At 71.9% G+C, this 17,674-nt stretch carries 13 protein-coding genes and 1 pseudogene; 3 read left to right on the top strand and 11 right to left on the bottom strand.

What is annotated here, in order from left to right:
• Positions 1-113: 113 nt before the first annotated feature.
• Together TU30_RS07260 and TU30_RS07255 are read right to left on the bottom strand one after the other, a co-directional pair.
• Positions 114-497 (bottom strand): chorismate mutase, encoded by a 384-nt coding sequence (locus tag TU30_RS07260; protein WP_042166074.1) that lies wholly within the window; start codon positions 495-497, stop codon positions 114-116.
• Between the two features lie 143 nt (positions 498-640).
• Complete coding sequence (locus tag TU30_RS07255; RefSeq protein WP_042166072.1) at positions 641-1,363, bottom strand: VWA domain-containing protein; 723 nt, start codon at positions 1,361-1,363, stop codon at positions 641-643.
• A gap of 144 nt (positions 1,364-1,507) precedes the next feature.
• On the opposite strand from TU30_RS07255, the gene TU30_RS07250 reads away from it, so the two are divergent.
• Together TU30_RS07250 and TU30_RS07245 are read left to right on the top strand one after the other, a co-directional pair.
• Entirely contained in the window at positions 1,508-2,437 is a 930-nt protein-coding gene (locus TU30_RS07250; RefSeq protein ID WP_042166070.1) for a rhomboid family intramembrane serine protease, read from the top strand.
• Positions 2,434-3,339 (top strand): chitosanase, encoded by a 906-nt coding sequence (locus TU30_RS07245; protein ID WP_042166069.1) that lies wholly within the window; start codon positions 2,434-2,436, stop codon positions 3,337-3,339. The genes TU30_RS07250 and TU30_RS07245 overlap by 4 nt, the downstream gene beginning before the upstream one ends.
• A gap of 219 nt (positions 3,340-3,558) precedes the next feature.
• Here TU30_RS07245 and TU30_RS07240 read toward each other — a convergent pair whose 3' ends face one another.
• The 3 genes from TU30_RS07240 to TU30_RS07230 all read right to left on the bottom strand — a co-directional run bounded on the left by TU30_RS07240 (position 3,559) and on the right by TU30_RS07230 (position 10,823).
• Positions 3,559-5,022 carry a glutamate synthase subunit beta gene (locus tag TU30_RS07240; RefSeq protein ID WP_042166066.1) on the bottom strand — a complete coding sequence of 488 codons (1,464 nt, stop codon included), beginning with the start codon at positions 5,020-5,022 and terminating at the stop codon, positions 3,559-3,561.
• Positions 5,015-9,619 (bottom strand): glutamate synthase large subunit, encoded by a 4,605-nt coding sequence (gltB, locus tag TU30_RS07235; protein ID WP_042166063.1) that lies wholly within the window; start codon positions 9,617-9,619, stop codon positions 5,015-5,017. Before gltB ends, TU30_RS07240 begins: the two co-directional genes overlap by 8 nt.
• Before the next feature lie 472 nt (positions 9,620-10,091).
• Positions 10,092-10,823: a VIT1/CCC1 transporter family protein gene (locus TU30_RS07230; protein ID WP_042166599.1), complete on the bottom strand. Its 732-nt coding sequence runs from the start codon at positions 10,821-10,823 to the stop codon at positions 10,092-10,094.
• Positions 10,824-11,176: 353 nt separating this feature from the next.
• Between TU30_RS07230 and TU30_RS33775 the strand changes: the two are divergent.
• A pseudogene (locus TU30_RS33775) lies at positions 11,177-11,987 on the top strand (CoA ester lyase); the annotation flags it as partial.
• 130 nt (positions 11,988-12,117) lie between these two features.
• Here TU30_RS33775 and lgt read toward each other — a convergent pair.
• The 6 genes from lgt to trpC form a co-directional block, all read right to left on the bottom strand.
• Positions 12,118-13,302 carry a prolipoprotein diacylglyceryl transferase gene (gene lgt, locus TU30_RS07220; RefSeq protein ID WP_078878158.1) on the bottom strand — a complete coding sequence of 395 codons (1,185 nt, stop codon included), beginning with the start codon at positions 13,300-13,302 and terminating at the stop codon, positions 12,118-12,120.
• An 81-nt stretch (positions 13,303-13,383) separates the two neighbouring features.
• On the bottom strand, positions 13,384-14,160 hold the full coding sequence (locus TU30_RS07215; RefSeq protein WP_042166059.1) for a thioredoxin domain-containing protein: 777 nt from the start codon (positions 14,158-14,160) through the stop codon (positions 13,384-13,386).
• Positions 14,161-14,290: 130 nt separating this feature from the next.
• The gene (gene trpA, locus TU30_RS07210) at positions 14,291-15,109 is read right to left on the bottom strand and encodes a tryptophan synthase subunit alpha (protein ID WP_042166056.1); all 819 of its coding nucleotides are present in this window, start codon (positions 15,107-15,109) and stop codon (positions 14,291-14,293) included.
• Positions 15,106-16,392: a tryptophan synthase subunit beta gene (gene trpB, locus TU30_RS07205; RefSeq protein WP_042166054.1), complete on the bottom strand. Its 1,287-nt coding sequence runs from the start codon at positions 16,390-16,392 to the stop codon at positions 15,106-15,108. Before trpB ends, trpA begins: the two co-directional genes overlap by 4 nt.
• A gap of 57 nt (positions 16,393-16,449) precedes the next feature.
• Positions 16,450-16,701: a tryptophan biosynthesis modulator TrpM gene (gene trpM, locus TU30_RS07200; protein ID WP_042166052.1), complete on the bottom strand. Its 252-nt coding sequence runs from the start codon at positions 16,699-16,701 to the stop codon at positions 16,450-16,452.
• A gap of 22 nt (positions 16,702-16,723) precedes the next feature.
• Positions 16,724-17,533 carry an indole-3-glycerol phosphate synthase TrpC gene (trpC, locus tag TU30_RS07195; protein ID WP_042166050.1) on the bottom strand — a complete coding sequence of 270 codons (810 nt, stop codon included), beginning with the start codon at positions 17,531-17,533 and terminating at the stop codon, positions 16,724-16,726.
• Between the last annotated feature and the right edge of the window lie 141 nt (positions 17,534-17,674).

Genomic DNA, 17,674 nt, shown 5'->3' with positions numbered 1-17,674 from the left:
CCGTCACAGGGGGGAGGCCTGCCGGGTGGTGTGGGGGCGCACGTGGAGGGGTGGGGCGGGGGGCGGTCCGGCAGGTCGTGGTGGTGGTGTCGCGTCGCGGTGTGGGGGCGGGGTCAGCCGGTGGTGGGTGCCGGGGCGCCGGTGGAGCTGGTGGGACCGGTGAGGGTGTTCTTGGTGGTGTCGTCGGCGATGCGTTCGTGGTGGCGGATCACTTCGGCGATGATGAAGTTGAGGAACTTCTCGGCGAAGGCCGGGTCGAGTTTCGCGTTCTCGGCGAGGGCGCGCAGCCGGGTGATCTGGCGGTTTTCGCGGGCCGGGTCGGCGGGGGGCAGCCGGTGTTCGGCTTTGAGGCGTCCGACTTGCTGGGTGCATTTGAAGCGTTCGGCGAGCATGTGGACGACGGCGGCGTCGATGTTGTCGATGCTGTCGCGCAGTGCGGCGAGTTCCTCGCGGACTGCGGGGTCGACGTCGCTGGTGCCGGTGTTGCTGGTGGTCATGGGGAGTCAGCCTACGGGGCTGTGGTGGGGTGCCGGGTGTTCGCGGTCGGCGGTCGTTGTGCCGCGTGCCCGGGGTGCGGGCCGATCCTGCGGCCGCTGTGCTGCTGGAGGACACCGTTGTGCCGCGTGTCCGGGCTACGGCGCTACGGCGCTACGATCCCGCGCGTCCGCGCGGCCGCCAGCCAGGTGGGGAACCCGTCCAGCAGCCGGTCGTACAGTTCGGTGTCGGGCAGTGTGCGGGGGTCGGTGCCCGCGAGGAAGAAGCCTGCGTTGTCGACGATCCGCTGGTCCGGCACGGCCAGGTCGTCCAGTGTGCGCAGGTGGTCGAACTGGCGGCTGTCGGGGTCGCCGAAGCCGATGAACTGCCAGAACAGCGGTAGTTTCGCCGCCTTGCACAGGTAGCGCTGTGCGGCGAGGCGGTTGACGGGGGCGCCGTCGGTCTGGAAGACGACGAGGGCCGGCTCGGTCGTTCTGCTGTCGAGGTAGTGGTCGATGACGGCGTCCATGGCCAGGTGGTAGCTGGTCCTTCCCCTGTGGCCGAGTCCGGCCGCGATTCGTTCGACCCGTCCCTCGTGGTCGGCGAGGGTGATGTGGGTGACGGCGTCGATGTCCGTGGAGAAGAACACCACCGGGACGATGCCGTCGTCGTCGAGGTGGGCGGACAGGCCCAGCACCCGGTCGGCGAGTGCCTGGACGCTGCCGTCCTTGTAGTACGGCCTCATCGATCCGGAGTGGTCGAGTACGAGGTAGACCGCGGCGCGCAGGCCGTCCGGTCCGTGTCCGGACACGGCGTGTCCTGCGGTTTTGTACAGGCTGACCAGCTGGGGCGCGGTTTCCTCGATCTTGGTCAGGCTGATCGCGGCCATGCGCGTTTCCTCTCGGTCACCGGGACTGGCGCCGAGGGTACGGCACCTCGACCCCGCCTTCGCGGCGCTCCCCCGCTGTTGGCTATTTTGTTCGCCGCCGTCCCCACCGGCTCGTCCGTCCCGTTCTTCGCTAGGAGCCGGCTCGTGGATTCCGAGTCCACCGTGACCACCTGTTACCGCCATCCGAAGGTGGAGTGCCGTGTCCGCTGTGTGCGCTGCGACCGGTACATCTGCCCGGACTGCATGCGTGAGGCGGCGGTCGGCCATCAGTGTCCGGGCTGTGTGAAGGAGGGCGTGCGGTCGGTGCGGCAGGCCCGTACCGTGGTCGGCGGCCGTGTCTCGGCGGTGCCGGTGGTGACGTACGTGCTGATCGCCGTCTGTGTGGTGGTGTATCTGGCGGAGCTGGCGCTGCCGGAGGTGGTGGACCGGTTCGCGATGCTGGGGGCGGGGCTGGTCGGGCCGGACGGCGGTCACTATCTGTGGGTCGAGGGGCCGCTGTTCGAGGGTTTCCGTCCGGAGGGCGTGTTGGACGGGGAGTGGTACCGGCTGCTGACCGGTGCCTTCCTGCATCTGCCGCCCGCCGAGGGCACGTTCGGGATCCTGCACATCGCCATGAACATGGTGGCGTTGTGGAACCTGGGCCGGGTTGTCGAGCCGATGCTGGGCCGGGTGCACTGTCTCGTGCTGTATCTGCTGTCGGCGCTGGGTGGTTCGGTGCTGGTGCTGCTGCTGGCGCCGCAGGATTCCGTGGTGGGTGCGTCCGGGGCGGTCTTCGGGCTGGGTGCGGGGTACTACGTGCTGGCCCGTCGGATCGGCGCCGACATGGGGGTGGTCAACCGGTTCATGGGCGGGCTGCTGCTGTGGCTGGTGATCTCCGCGGTGGCCACGTCCTGGGAGGGGCATCTCGGGGGGCTGCTGACGGGCGGTGCAGTGGCGGTGGCCTTCGCGTACGCGCCCAGGGGCAGGCACCGTATGGTGCTGCAGGCGGGAGCGTGTCTGGTGCTGCTCGGGCTGCTCGTGGTCCTGACGGTGGTCGAGGTGGCGGAACTGAAGGGTGGAGGTGTTTCCCGGTGAAGCGTTCGGCTCTGCTGATCGCGGCTGTACCCGTGGTGGCGACGGCCGTGTACCTGTCGGTGCCCGGGGGGTCCGACGGCGCGGCCGTGGGCGGGGGCCCGGCCGTGTCCGCCTCGCCGCATGCGGGAGAGCTGGCGAAGGAGCGCGCCGAGTCGGAGTCGGCCGAGGACGACAGGCTGGTGACGAGTCGGCCGCCGGGGCTGGCCGCCCCGGCGAAGAAGGAACTCGCCCAGCAGATTTTGGCGAGCGCCGAGAACTCGACGCTGCGCTGGCGGGAGACCTACGGCGTCATCGAGGACGCCGGTGACGGGGACGGCTACACGGCCGGCATCGTCGGTTTCTGCACCGGCACCCACGACCTGCTCGCCCTGGTCGAGGGCTATACCGAGGACCACCCGGGCAACGGTCTGGCGGGGTATCTGCCGGCGCTGCGCGAGGTGGACGGCACGGATTCGCACGAGGGTCTGGATCCGGGCTTCACGGACGCCTGGCGGGCCGAGGCGGAGGTGCCGGCGTTCCGGGCGGCCCAGGAGGCCGAGCGCGACCGGGTGTACTTCGAGCCGGCGGTGCGGATGGCGAAGCTCGACGGCCTCGGTACGCTCGGTCAGTTCGTGTACTACGACGCGATGGTCGCGCACGGTCCCGACACCTCTCCCGCGGGCTTCTACGGCATCCGGGAGCAGGCGGTGCGCAAGGCGGGGACGCCGGGCGGGGGTGGCGGTGAGGAGGCGTACCTGGAGGCGTTCCTGGAGGTGCGCCGCGCCGCGGTGCTGGCACGGGACGCGGGCGCGGACACGTCCCGGATCGACACCGCCCAGCGCCGGTTCCTGCGGGAGGGGAACCTGGAGCTGTCCGCGCCGCTGACGTGGCAGGTGCACGGGGAGACCTTCCGGATTCCCTGAGACCTTCCGGGTTCCCCGACCGTGCGGGGAGCGCGCGGGGAGCGGGTGGGGGCATGCGGCAGCGCCTGCCCGGTTCGTCCGGTCGGGGACTGGCGGGCAGGCGCCACCTGTTGTTCCGTACGCCTTTGTACGGGACCTCTGTGGGGGACCGTCAGGTCCCGTCGTGCGCGGTCCGGGCCGGTGCGGTCCGGACCGCGTGGTGGGGTGCGGGCGGGCCGGTCACACCATCAGGGAGCGGTCGGTCGGGCGGATCGGGGCGTGCAGTTCGCTCGTCCCGGTGAGGTGGCGGTCGCAGCCGCGGGCGGCGGAGCGGCCCTCGGCGATCGCCCAGACGATGAGCGACTGGCCGCGTCCGGCGTCACCGGCGACGAAGACGCCCGGCACGCTGGTCTGGAAGTCGGCGTCGCGGGCGATGTTGCCCCGTGCGTCGAGTTCCAGGCCGAACTGCTCGACCAGGCCGTTGTCCCGGTCGGTGCCGGTGAAGCCCATGGCGAGGGTGACCAGCTGGGCCGGGATCCTGCGCTCGGTGCCGGGCTTCTGGGTGAGCTTGCCGTCGACGAACTCGACCTCGGTCAGGTGCAGCCACTGCACGTTGCCGTCCTCGTCGCCCTCGAAGTGGGTGGTGGAGACGGAGTAGACCCGCTCGCCGCCCTCCTCGTGCGCGGAGGTGACCTTGTAGAGCATGGGGAAGGTCGGCCAGGGCTGGGAGAGGGCGTCGCGCTCCTCGTTCGGGCGGGGCATGATCTCGAGCTGGGTGACGGAGGCGGCGCCCTGGCGGTGGGCGGTGCCCACGCAGTCGGCGCCGGTGTCGCCGCCACCGATGACGACGACGTGCTTGCCCTCGGCGGTGATCGGCGGGGCGACGTAGTCGCCCTCCTGGACCTTGTTGGCCAGCGGCAGGTACTCCATGGCCTGGTGGATGCCGGCCAGTTCGCGGCCCGGTACCGGCAGGTCGCGCGCGGTCGTCGCGCCGACGGCGAGGACGACGGCGTCGTAGCGCTTGCGCAGCGCGGTGGCCGGCATGTCCCGGCCGATCTCGACACCGGTGCGGAACTTGGTGCCCTCCGCGCGCATCTGTTCGATACGGCGGTTGATGTGCCGCTTCTCCATCTTGAACTCGGGGATGCCGTAGCGCAGGAGGCCGCCGATGCGGTCCGCCCGCTCGTACACGGCGACCGTGTGGCCGGCCCGGGTCAGCTGCTGGGCGGCGGCGAGGCCGGCCGGTCCCGAGCCGACGACGGCGACGGTCTTGCCGGAGAGGCGTTCGGGGATCTGCGGGGCGACGTCGCCGGTCTCCCACGCCTTGTCGATGATGGAGACCTCGACGTTCTTGATGGTGACCGGCGGCTGGTTGATGCCGAGCACGCACGCCGACTCGCACGGAGCGGGGCACAGGCGGCCGGTGAACTCCGGGAAGTTGTTGGTGGCGTGCAGGCGTTCGCTCGCCGCCGACCAGTCCTCGCGGTAGGCGTAGTCGTTCCACTCGGGGATGAGGTTTCCGAGCGGGCAGCCGTTGTGGCAGAACGGGATGCCGCAGTCCATGCAGCGGCTCGCCTGCTTGCTGATGATCGGCAGCAGGGAGCCGGGGACGTAGACCTCGTTCCAGTCCTTGACGCGTTCGGTGGCCGGGCGGGAGGTGGCGACCTCGCGGCCGTGGTTCAAGAAGCCCTTCGGATCAGCCATTGGTCGCCGCCTCCATCATCTTCCGGTGGGTGTCGGACTCGGAGAGTCCGGCTCGCTCGGCGGCGTCCTTGGCGGCGAGCACTGCCTGGTACGTACTGGGGATGATCTTGCTGAAGCGGGCGGCGCCTCCGTCGGGGCCGTCCCACTCGGCCAGCAGCTTGGCGGCGACGGTGGAGCCCGTCTCCTCCTGGTGCCGGCGCACCACGTCGTGCAGCCAGGCGCGGTCGGTGTCGTCGAGCTCGTGGACGGCGTCCAGGTGTCCGGGGTTGACGTTGTCCCGGTCGAGGTCGATGACGTAGGCGGTGCCGCCGGACATGCCGGCCGCGAAGTTGCGTCCGGTCTCGCCGAGGACGACCGCCTGGCCGCCGGTCATGTACTCGCAGCCGTGGTCGCCGACGCCCTCGGAGACGACGAGCGCGCCGGAGTTGCGGACGCAGAAGCGTTCGCCGACCTTGCCGCGCAGGAACATCTCGCCGCCGGTGGCGCCGTAGGCGAGGGTGTTGCCGGCGATGGTGGAGTACTCGGCGAGGTGGTCGGCGCCCCGGTCGGGGCGGACGACGATCCGGCCGCCGGACAGGCCCTTGCCGACGTAGTCGTTGGCGTCACCCTCCAGGCGCAGCGTGATGCCGCGCGGGACGAAGGCGCCGAAGGACTGGCCGGCGGATCCGGTGAAGGTGATGTCGACGGTGTCGTCGGGCAGGCCGGCGCCGCCGAACTTCTTCGTCACCTCGTGGCCGAGCATCGTGCCGACGGTGCGGTTGATGTTGCGGATGGGGACCTGGGCGCGTACGGGCTGGGCCTCGCTCGCGCCGTCGGCGGCGAGGGCGTCGGCGGCGAGTTTGATCAGCTCGTTGTCGAGGGCCTTCGCCAGGCCGTGGTCCTGGGTGACGGTCCGGTGGCGGACGGCGCCTTCGGGCAGGCCGGGCACGTGGAAGAGGGGAGCCAGGTCGAGGCCCTGTGCCTTCCAGTGGTCCACCGCGCGGGTGACGTCGAGGACCTCGGCGTGGCCGACGGCCTCCTCGATGGAGCGGAAGCCGAGTTCGGCGAGGAGTTCGCGGACCTCTTCGGCGACGAAGCGGAAGAAGTTGACGATGTACTCGGCCTTGCCGGCGAACCGGTCGCGCAGGACCGGGTTCTGCGTGGCGATGCCGACCGGGCAGGTGTCCAGGTGGCAGACGCGCATCATGACGCAGCCGGAGACGACCAGCGGGGCGGTCGCGAAGCCGAACTCCTCGGCGCCCAGGAGGGCCGCGATGACGACGTCGCGGCCGGTCTTGAGCTGGCCGTCGGTCTGGACGACGATCCGGTCGCGCAGGCCGTTGAGGAGCAGGGTCTGCTGGGTTTCGGCGAGGCCGAGCTCCCAGGGGCCGCCGGCGTGCTTGAGGGAGGTCAGCGGGGAGGCGCCGGTGCCTCCGTCGTGGCCGGAGATGAGCACGACGTCGGCGTGGGCCTTGGAGACGCCGGCGGCGACGGTGCCGACGCCGACCTCGGAGACCAGCTTGACGTGGATGCGCGCCTGGGGGTTGGCGTTCTTCAGGTCGTGGATGAGCTGGGCGAGGTCCTCGATGGAGTAGATGTCGTGGTGCGGCGGCGGGGAGATGAGGCCGACGCCGGGCGTGGAGTGGCGGGTCCTGGCGACCCACGGGTAGACCTTGTGGCCGGGCAGCTGGCCGCCCTCGCCGGGCTTGGCGCCCTGGGCCATCTTGATCTGGATGTCGTCCGCGTTGACCAGGTACTCGGAGGTCACACCGAAGCGGCCGGAGGCGACCTGCTTGATGGAGGAGCGGCGGGCCGGGTCGTACAGGCGCTCCGGGTCCTCGCCGCCCTCACCGGTGTTCGACTTGCCGCCGAGCTGGTTCATGGCGATGGCGAGGGTCTCGTGCGCCTCCTGGGAGATGGAGCCGTACGACATGGCGCCGGTGGAGAAGCGCTTGACGATCGCGGAGACCGGTTCGACCTCGTCGAGGGGGATCGGCCCCCGGTCCGAGGTGAAGCCGAAGAGGCCGCGGAGCGTCATCAGGCGCTCGGACTGCTCGTTGACGCGGTCGGTGTACTGCTTGAAGACGTCGTAGCGGCCGGAGCGCGTGGAGTGCTGGAGGCGGAAGACCGTCTCGGGGTCGAACAGGTGCGGTTCGCCCTCGCGGCGCCACTGGTACTCGCCGCCGATGTCGAGCGCGCGGTGCGCGGGGGCGATGCCGGTGGCGGGGTACGCCTTGGCGTGGCGGGCGGCGACCTCCTTCGCGACGACGTCGAGGCCGACGCCGCCGATCTTGGTGGCGGTGCCGTGGAAGTACTTCTCGACGAATTCCGCGTCGAGGCCGACGGCCTCGAAGACCTGTGCGCCGCGGTAGGAGGCGACGGTGGAGATGCCCATCTTGGACATGACCTTCAGGACGCCCTTGCCGAGGGCGTGGATGAGGTTGCGGATGGCCTTCTCGGACTCGATGCCGGGCAGGAAGGTGCCGGCGCGGACGAGGTCCTCGACGGACTCCATCGCCAGGTAGGGGTTGACGGCGGCGGCGCCGAAGCCGATGAGGAGGGCCACGTGGTGGACCTCGCGGACGTCTCCGGCCTCGACGAGGAGACCCACCTGGGTGCGCTGCTTGGTGCGGATGAGGTGGTGGTGGACGGCCGCGGTGAGCAGCAGCGACGGGATGGGCGCGTGCTCGGCGTCGGAGTGCCGGTCGGACAGGACGATCAGGCGGGCGCCGTTGCCGATGGCGGCGTCGGCCTCGGCGCAGATCTCGTCGATGCGGGCGGCGAGGCTGTCGCCGCCGCCGGAGACGCGGTAGAGGCCGGAGAGGGTGGCGGCCTTGAAGCCGGGCAGGTCGCCGTCGGCGTTGACGTGGATGAGCTTGGCGAGCTCGTCGTTGTCGATGACGGGGAAGGGCAGGACGACGGTGCGGCAGGCCGCGGCGCTCGGTTCGAGCAGGTTGCCCTGGGGGCCGAGCGGGCTGCGCAGGGAGGTGACCAGTTCTTCGCGGATCGCGTCCAGCGGCGGGTTGGTGACCTGGGCGAACAGCTGGGTGAAGTAGTCGAAGAGGAGCCGGGGGCGGTCCGACAGGGCGGCGATGGGCGAGTCGGTGCCCATGGAGCCGATGGGCTCGGCGCCGGCCTTGGCCATCGGGGCGAGCAGGACGCGCAGTTCCTCCTCGGTGTAGCCGAAGGTCTGCTGGCGGCGGGTGACCGAGGCATGGGTGTGCACGATGTGCTCGCGCTCGGGCAGGTCGGACAGCTGGATCTCGCCGGCTTCGAGCCACTGGGTGTAGGGGTGTTCGGCGGCGAGCTGGGCCTTGATCTCGTCGTCCTCGATGATGCGGTGCTCGGCGGTGTCGACGAGGAACATGCGGCCGGGCTGCAGGCGGCCCTTGCGGACGACCTTCGCGGGGTCGATGTCGAGGACGCCGACCTCGGAGCCGAGGACGACGAGGCCGTCGTCGGTGACCCAGTAGCGTCCGGGGCGCAGGCCGTTGCGGTCGAGTACGGCGCCGACCTGGGTGCCGTCGGTGAAGGTGACGCAGGCGGGGCCGTCCCAGGGCTCCATCATCGTGGAGTGGTACTGGTAGAAGGCGCGGCGTGCGGGGTCCATGGAGCCGTGGTTCTCCCACGCCTCGGGGATCATCATGAGCACCGAGTGCGGCAGGGAGCGGCCGCCGAGGTGCAGCAGTTCGAGGACCTCGTCGAAGGACGCCGAGTCGGAGGCCTCCGGGGTGCAGACGGGGAAGATCCGCTCGAGGTCGGCGGAGGTGCCGAACCGGTCGGAGGCCAGCTGGGACTCGCGGGCGCGCATCCAGTTGCGGTTGCCCTTGACGGTGTTGATCTCACCGTTGTGGGCGACGAAGCGGTAGGGGTGTGCGAGGGGCCACGAGGGGAAGGTGTTCGTGGAGAACCGGGAGTGCACCAGTGCGAGCGCGGAGCCGAAGCGGCGGTCGGACAGGTCGGGGAAGAAGGGCTCGAGCTGGCCGGTGGTGAGCATGCCCTTGTAGACGATGGTCCGCGCGGACAGCGAGGGGAAGTAGACGCCGGCCTCGCGCTCGGCGCGCTTGCGCAGCACGAAGGCCGTGCGGTCGAGGTCGATGCCCCGGGACGCGTGGTCCGTGACGAAGATCTGGCGGAAGACGGGCATCGTGGAGCGGGCGGTGGCGCCGAGCAGGTCGGGCGCGACGGGCACCTCGCGCCAGCCGAGGACGGTCAGGCCCTCGGTGGCGGCGATCTCCTCGATACGGGCGACGGTCTCGTCGGTGGCGTCCGCGGGGAGGAAGGCGGTGCCCACGGCATAGGCGCCGGCCTCGGGCAGTTCGAATCCGGCCACTTCGCGGAAGAAGGCGTCCGGGACCTGGGAGAGGATGCCCGCGCCGTCACCGGAGTCCGGCTCGGAGCCGGTGGCGCCGCGGTGTTCCAGGTTGCGCAGGACGGTGAGTGCCTGCTCGACCAGGGTGTGGGACGCCTCGCCGGTGAGAGTGGCGACGAAGCCGACGCCGCAGGCGTCGTGCTCGTCGCGGGGGTCGTACAGGCCCTGCGGGGCAGGGCGAGCATCCATGAAGGACCAGTTCTGGCCCTGCGCGGAATGCTGGGACGGCTGGCGCGGCGTACGCATCGGCTCTCCCGTCGTCGTCATGTGGCATGTGCAAAGTGCCGAGGGACGACGTTGGCCCTCTGCGTGACTGCAAAATTTCGTGCAGGTTACACGATGGATCGGTTCCCGGTAAGCGGGACATCCTGTTCCACCATGTGGACACCATGCAGGTCGCGGCGGGGGTTCCGCGCCTGGCGGTGGAAGCTGGGGGGACCGGGGCGGGCAGATCGGTGTCCGCCGGTCCGGGGGCGGGCGTCTTCACCCACTCCCGCGGCTGCGCCGTGGGCCTCATTGCCCACAGTGCTTTCGGCTCATGCCCCGTCGTCACGCGGTCGAAACCAACGGGTAACAGATACTTGTGCGGTCCCTCGCGGGGAAGCGGAGCCGGGGCGCCGGTGCTGCTCGTCCGTGCCGGGCGCCGTGCCGGGCGCCGTACCGGCACCCGGTCGGGGCAGCGGTACCGGGCCGTGCGGGCACGGTCGTCCGGGCCGGTTCATCCTACGGCCGTTCCGAGCAGTGTGCCCAGGGCGTACGTCACACCGGCCGCCGCGCCACCGAGGGCGAGCTGGCGCAGACCGCTGTACCACCAGGTCCGCGCGGTCACCTTGGCGACGACCGCGCCGCACAGGAAGAGCCCCAGCAGCGCCACCAGCACGGCGGGCCACAGAGCGCTCGCGCCGAGCAGGTACGGCAGGACGGGGAGCAGCGCGCCGAGCGCGAAGGCGCCGAAACTGGAGGCCGCGGCCACGGTGGGCGAGGGCAGGTCGCCGGGGTCGATGCCCAGTTCCTCGCGGGCGTGGATCTCCAGGGCCTGCTCGGGGTCCCGCGACAGCTGCCGGGCCACCTCGGCGGCGAGCTCCGGCTCGACGCCCCGGGCCTCGTAGAGGGCGGCGAGTTCGGCCTCCTCGTCCTTGGGGTGCTTGCGCAGCTCGCGTCGCTCGACGGCCAGCTCGGCCTCGACGAGTTCGCGCTGGGAGGCGACGGAGGTGTACTCGCCCGCGGCCATGGAGAAGGCGCCGGCCGCCAGACCCGCGAGACCGGTGATGACGATGGTCTGCTGTCCGACCGAGCCGCCGGCGACGCCGGTCATCAGTGCGAGGTTGGAGACCAGGCCGTCCATCGCTCCGAACACGGCGGGGCGCAGCCAGCCGCCGCTGACGTCACGGTGCGTGTGGTTGTCGCGGTGCGCCTCGTGCAGCGTCGCCTCGGTCTCGATGATCGCCATGCCGTCCCCCAGGGAGTTCGCGAAAGTGCCTGCGAAGCCGCCGACGACCACGGCTGACGCAGACCCGTTTTTAGACAGTTTCTACTTCTCGACTTGACCCAATCTACGTCTCCGGATCTCTTGCCGCCAGCCAGGAAAGGCTGGTCTAACCTGCGGTTTCGTCCATCCGGCCGCGCGCGTGCGGGAGGGCCCGCGCAGATGTCGACCGGGTGACACCAAGGCCTGTGAGGCCGTGACGGACATCACACCGGGGACGGTTCCGCACAGGGCTCCGCGCCTCTCGGGGCGCCCCTGAGAGGCGAGCCGTGTAGGGCATCGACCGCCCGCATCACCTCGGCCCCGGTGCCCGGGGACTGCCCCGGGCACCGCGAACGGGCACGCGGCGCGCTGCTCGGCCTGGGCTGTACGCGCCGGGCGACCGGCCGCGTGGGGTGGCGAAGGCGCTCGGCCGCGGGGCCGACGTAGTGGTGATCGGCCTGGAGGACGCGGTCGCCCCCGACCGCAAGGCGTACGCCCGTGCCGCCACCGCCGAGCTGCTGCGCGACCCGCAGCCGGTCCCGGTCCACGTCCGCGTCAACGCCCCGGCCTGCCCCTGGGGCGGGGCCGACCTGGCGGCCGTCGCCCCGGCCGGCCTGCGGCTGCCCAAGGTGTCCTCCCCCGCCGACGTCGTGCGGGTGACGCGGCGGACCGTGTCCGCCGACGGCGGCGGGCTCGCCCTGTACGCGCCGCTGGAGACGGCCCTCGGCATCGAGCGTGCGCACGACGTGGCCACCGCCCATCCGTCCCTGCGCGGCATCCCGACCGGCGAGGAGGACCTGCGGACCGGCCTGGGCGTGCCTGAGGACGCGGGCCTCGACTGGTCCCGCTCCCGCGTGGTCGTCGCCGCGCGGGCGGCGGGCCTGGCCCCGCCCGCCGAGTCCGTCCGTCCCGACATCCGCGACCTGGACGGACTCCGCGCCTCCTGCGCCCGTGCCCCGGGCTTTCCGGGCCGCGCCGCCGTTCACCCGCGTCAGCTGCCGGTCATCGAGCGCGCCCGCCTGCCCACGGAGGAGGAGATCGAGCGGGCGGAGACGGTCGTCAAGGCGGCGGCCGGCGAGAAGGGCGCCCAGGCGCTTGTCCGACGGCCGCTTCACCGACACGGCGGTGGTGACGGCCGCCCGGCGGGAGCCTCTGCCCGGCCCGCCGCGTCTGAGGCTCCCGCACGCACGCCGTGGGGCGCCCGGGGGTCCCGGGCGCCCCACGGCGTCGTACCTGTGCAAGGGGCCGGCGGCAGAGCGGCCGGCCGGACGGACCGTCAGCTCTTCTTCGCCGCCCCGGCCCCGTCCCTGGACCGCGCGTCCCCGGACTCCGCAGGCCCGGAGCCGGTGTCCGCCGGCTCCCCGTCCCCGGAATCCGTCCGGGCCGTCTGCGCCCCGGCGTCCTCGGCCTTCGCGTTCTCGATCTTCGCGTCCTCGGCCTTCGCGTCACCCGGACCGGCGCCGCCCTCGGCCGCCGCGCCGTCGCCGTCGTCCTCCTCCGGGCCCGTGCCGGCCTTCGACCCGGTGCCCGGCTTCTTCGGCCCGGCTTCTTCCTTTTCCTGCTCCGCCTCCGGAGAGTCCGTCTTGCCGTCCTTGCCGTTCTTGCCCACGGGCTGCGCCTCGTCGCCCCCGGCGAAACCGTCTGCCGCCCCCGGTTCCACCACGGTCTCGCGTCCCGGGCGCAGCTTCGCCGACACCACGAAGTACACGACCGCGAGCACGAACACGATCAACGCGGTCCAGTTGTTCAACCGCAGGCCCAGGACGTGGTGGGCCTCGTCGACGCGCATGTACTCGATCCAGAACCGGCCCGCGCAGTACGCGGCGACGTACAGCGCGAACACCCGCCCGTGTCCGAGCTTGAAGCGGCGGTCCGCCCAGATGACCAGCAGGGCGACACCCACGCACCACAGCGACTCGTACAGGAACGTCGGGTGGTAGTACCCCGGTACCCGGCCGCCGTCCGTGGACGTGATGTGCAGGGCCCAGGGAAGGTCCGTCTCCCGCCCGTACAGCTCCTGGTTGAACCAGTTGCCCCAGCGTCCGATGCCCTGGGCCAGCACCAGGCCGGGGGCCAGGGCGTCGGCGTACGGCGGCAGGGCGATGCCTCGGCGCCGGCAGCCGATCCAGGCACCCACCGCGCCCAGCGCGACGGCGCCCCAGATACCGAGGCCGCCCTCCCAGATCTTGAAGGCGTCGACCGGGTTCCGGCCCTCACCGAAGTAGAGCTGGTAGTCGGTGATCACGTGGTAGAGGCGACCACCGACCAGGCCGAACGGGACGGCCCAGAACGCGATGTCCCAGGCGGTGCCCTTCCGGCCGCCGCGCGCCACCCACCGGCGGTCGACGATCCAGAGGGCGACGAAGAGGCCGGCGAGGATGCTGAAGGCATAGCCGCGGAGCGGAACGGGGCCGAGGTACAGCACCCCGCTCGACGGGCTGGGAATGTAGGCAAGTTCCATGGCAGGGTCGACGCTACCGTGCCGGGCCGGCCGCACGGCGGGCGGTCCGGCTACGGGTCCATAACGGGAAGGCGCTCAGCCCTACTGCCGATTGGCCTCCTCCACCATCTCCTTGAGCTTCGCCGGGGTCATCGACCGGTCCTGGTAGATGTTCTTGTCGCCGAGCAGGACGGTCGGGGTGCCGGAGAAGCCGCCCTTCTGGAAGGCCTCGTTGGACTTCGCCACCCAGCTGTCGTGCGTGCCGTCCTCCACACAGCTGCGGAAGGCGGGGGTGTCGAGCCCTTCGACCTTGCCGGCCAGCTCGATGAGCTTGGCGTTGTCGGCGAAGGCGTCGTCCGGCTCCGGGGGCTGGTTGTCGAACAGCACGTCGTGGTACTCGGTGAACTTGCCGGCGTCCTGGGCGCAGGCCGCCGCGTTGGCGGAGTTGAGGGAGCCGGTGCCGCCCATGTTCCCGTCGATGAGCGTGACCAGGTGGTACTCGATCTTCAACTGGCCGGACTCGGTCAGCTCGTGGAGCGTCGGCCGGTACGCCAGCTCGAAGGACTTGCAGGCGGGGCAGCGGAAGTCCTCCCACACGGTGAGGGTGGACTCGGCGCTCTCCTCGCCGGCCGGGACGGCCAGGCCGTCCTTGCCGAGCGCCCCCGAGGGCGCCACCACCGGGCCTGCCTCCTCACCGCCTTCGTCCTTGCCCGCGTTGGCGGCGACGACGCCGATCACCGCCGCGAGTGCCAGGACACAGACCACACTCGCACCCACGATCAGGGTGCGGCGCCGCCTGTCCGCCGCCTTCTGCTTCTCACGCTCGACCGCCAGCCGCTCACGAGCGGTGCGCTTTCCCTCACGGTTCTTCTCGCTCACACCCCGCAGAACGAACCGGGGAGGCGCAACGCGCCTCCCCGGCACCAGGTCCACCCGTACGAGGGACCCGTATGACTCACTGCTGACTACCCGCCGAACGCCTGCCGGTGCCCGGGCACCGGTGTCGCCGTCACGTCCGGCCGCGCACGCCCCTGGCCAGCTCTCCCGCGAGTGTCCGCACGGCCTGGAGGCCCGCGGCCGGGTCGGGGGCGTCCAGCAGCCGCTTGACGAAGGCCGATCCGACGATCACGCCGTCGGCGAAGCGGGCGACCTCGGCGGCCTGGGTGGCGTCGGAGACGCCGATCCCGACGCACACCGGCAGGTCGGCGCGGCTCGCCCGGGCGCGTGCCACGAGTTCCTCGGCCTGTGCGCCGACCGACTCACGGGTACCGGTGACGCCCATGAGGGAGGCGGCGTAGACGAAGCCGCTGCCCGCCGCGGTGATCTCGGCGAGCCGCTCGTTCCTGCTGCTGGGCGCGACGACGAAGACGGTGGCGAGTCCGTGCTTGTCGGCGTGCTCCCGCCACAGCGCCGATTCCTGGACGGGCAGGTCGGGCAGGATGCAGCCGGCGCCGCCCGCCTCGGCGAGTTCGGCGGTGAACCGCTCGACGCCGTAGCGGTCGATGGGGTTCCAGTACGTCATGACGAGGATCGGCTTCCCGGTGACCCGGTGGGCCTCCCGGACCGTGCGCAGCACGTCGGCGATCCGCACGCCGCCGCGCAGCGCGATGTCGTCGGCGGTCTGGATGACGGGCCCGTCGAGGACGGGGTCGCTGTGCGGCAGGCCCACCTCCACGACGTCGGCGCCGCCGTCGATGACGGCCTTGACGGCGTCGATGCCGCCGTCGACGGTCGGGAACCCGGCCGGCAGGTAGGCGATCAGCGCGGCGCGGCCCTCGGACTTCGCCGCGGCGAGGGTGTCGCTCAGCAGCCTCACGTTCCCGCTCACTTGGCGTCCCCCTCGATCTCGGCGGTGCCGGCGTCCGCGTCGGCGGCGACGGTCCTGTCGGTGTCGTACAGGCCGAAGTAGCGGGCGGCGGTGTCCATGTCCTTGTCGCCGCGGCCGGACAGGTTGACGACGATCAGCCCGTCCTTGCCCAGTTCCCTGCCGACCTCCAGGGCGCCGGCCAGCGCGTGCGCGCTCTCGATGGCCGGGATGATGCCCTCGGTGCGCGACAGCAGTCTCAGGGCCTGCATGGCGGCGTCGTCGGTGACCGCGCGGTATTCGGCGCGGCCGGAGTCCTTGAGGTGGGAGTGCTCGGGTCCGATGCCCGGGTAGTCGAGCCCGGCCGAGATGGAGTACGGCTCGGTGATCTGGCCCTCGTCGTCCTGGAGGACGTAGGACCGCGAGCCGTGCAGGATGCCGGGCTCGCCCGCGGTGAGGGTGGCCGCGTGCTCGCCGCTCTCGATGCCGTGTCCGGCGGGTTCGCAGCCGATGAGCCGGACCGGGGTGTCCGGGATGAAGGCGTGGAAGAGGCCGATGGCGTTGGAGCCGCCGCCGACGCAGGCGATCGCGGCGTCGGGCAGCCGTCCGGTGCGTTCCAGCAGCTGGCGGCGGGCCTCGACGCCGATGACGCGGTGGAAGTCGCGGACCATGGCGGGGAAGGGGTGGGGTCCGGCGACGGTGCCGAAGAGGTAGTGCGTGCGGTCGACGTCGGCGACCCAGTCGCGGAACGCCTCGTTGATGGCGTCCTTGAGGGTGCGGCTGCCGGACTTCACGGCGATGACCTCGGCGCCGAGCATGCGCATCCGGGCCACGTTGAGGGCCTGGCGCTCGGTGTCGATCTCGCCCATGTAGATGGTGCAGTCGAGGCCGAACAGGGCGCAGGCGGTGGCGGTGGCGACGCCGTGCTGGCCGGCGCCGGTCTCGGCGATGACACGGGTCTTGCCCATGCGCCGGGTGAGCAGGGCCTGGCCGAGCACGTTGTTGATCTTGTGGGAGCCGGTGTGGTTGAGGTCCTCGCGCTTGAGGAAGACCCGGGCGCCGCCGGCGTGCCCGGCGAACCGGGGCACCTCGGTGAGGGCGCTCGGGCGGCCGGTGTAGTGGACCATCAGGTCGTCGAGTTCGCGGGCGAACTCGGGGTCGGCCTTGGCCTTGTCGTACTCGACGGCGACCTCGTCCACGGCGGCGACGAGCGCCTCCGGGATGAACTTGCCGCCGAACGCGCCGAAGTAGCCCTCGGCGCTGGGGGTCCGGCCCTCGGGGTCGGGGATGAAGAAGTCGCTGGGCATGCGTGGTCCTCACGGTGAGTGGTGTTCGGGCACTGGTCGCCGTGGGGGCGGGGGTGGTCAGGCCGCCGCGGACCGGACGTGACCGGTCGCGTCCGCGCGGCACAGCCGCGTGTCCGGGCACAGTCCCGCGCCCCTGCGGGCGGGGTGCTGCCATCGCATGCCGTTGACCTGGCCGGGCTCGTCACCGATGACGTAGCGCACCCGGCGGCCGTGCACGCGGCGTGCGGGGGCCCGGCAGCCGCGCGGGCGGCAGCCGCGGGCGAGGCGCGCGTACGGGTCCCTGGTCGTCAGGGTGATCGGGAGCGTCATCGGTGCCCAGCCTAGCGGGGGGTCAGCCGCGCCCGTGGCGCAGTGCCGGGTGTTCGCCGGCCGCCACCAGGTCGGCGACCGCGGTCTTCGGGTCGCGGCCGGTGACCAGGGACTCGCCGACCAGGACGGCGTCGGCGCCGGCGTTGGCGTAGGCGATGAGGTCGTGCGGGCCGCGGACGCCGGACTCGGCGACCTTGACGAGGCGGTCGGGGATCTCGGGGGCGATCCGCTCGAAGGTGCCGCGGTCGACCTCGAGGGTCTTGAGGTTGCGCGCGTTGACCCCGATGATCCTGGCGCCTGCGTCGACCGCGCGCTCGACCTCGTCCTCGTCGTGCACCTCGACGAGGGGGGTGAGTCCGATGGACTCGGCGCGCTCGATCAGCGATTCCAGGGCGGGCTGCTCGAGGGCGGCGACGATGAGCAGGGCGAGGTCGGCGCCGTGCGCCCGTGCCTCCCAGAGCTGGTAGGAGGTGACGATGAAGTCCTTGCGCAGGACGGGGATGTCCACCCGCGCGCGGACCGCCTCCAGGTCGGCGAGCGAGCCGCCGAAGCGGCGCTGTTCGGTGAGGACGGAGATGACGGCCGCGCCGCCCGCCTCGTAGTCGGCGGCGAGTCCGGCCGGGTCGGCGATCGCGGCGAGCGCGCCCTTGGACGGGCTGGAGCGCTTGACCTCGCAGATCACCTTGACGCCTTCGCCGCGCAGGGCGGCCACGCCGTCCCTGGCCGCGGGAGCCTTCGCCGCGCGCTCCTTGAGCTCGTCGAGGCTGACCCGTGCCTGCCGCTCCGCGAGGTCGGCACGGACTCCGTCGATGATCTCGTCGAGCACACTCACGGGAGAGGCCCCCTTCCAGACGGTCCGTCTTCAGTGCGTTCGTTTCCGTCCTCACGGCGGTCCCCGTCCTCTCGGGCGGGTCGCCGGACGAAACCGGTGGTCACTGCGATGGTATCCGCAGCAGGGGGTACGCCTCACATC

It is taken from the genome of Streptomyces sp. NBRC 110035 (genome assembly GCF_000829695.1).
GTDB lineage: Bacteria > Actinomycetota > Actinomycetes > Streptomycetales > Streptomycetaceae > Streptomyces.
This window is presented reverse-complemented; position numbering and strand designations above follow the sequence as displayed.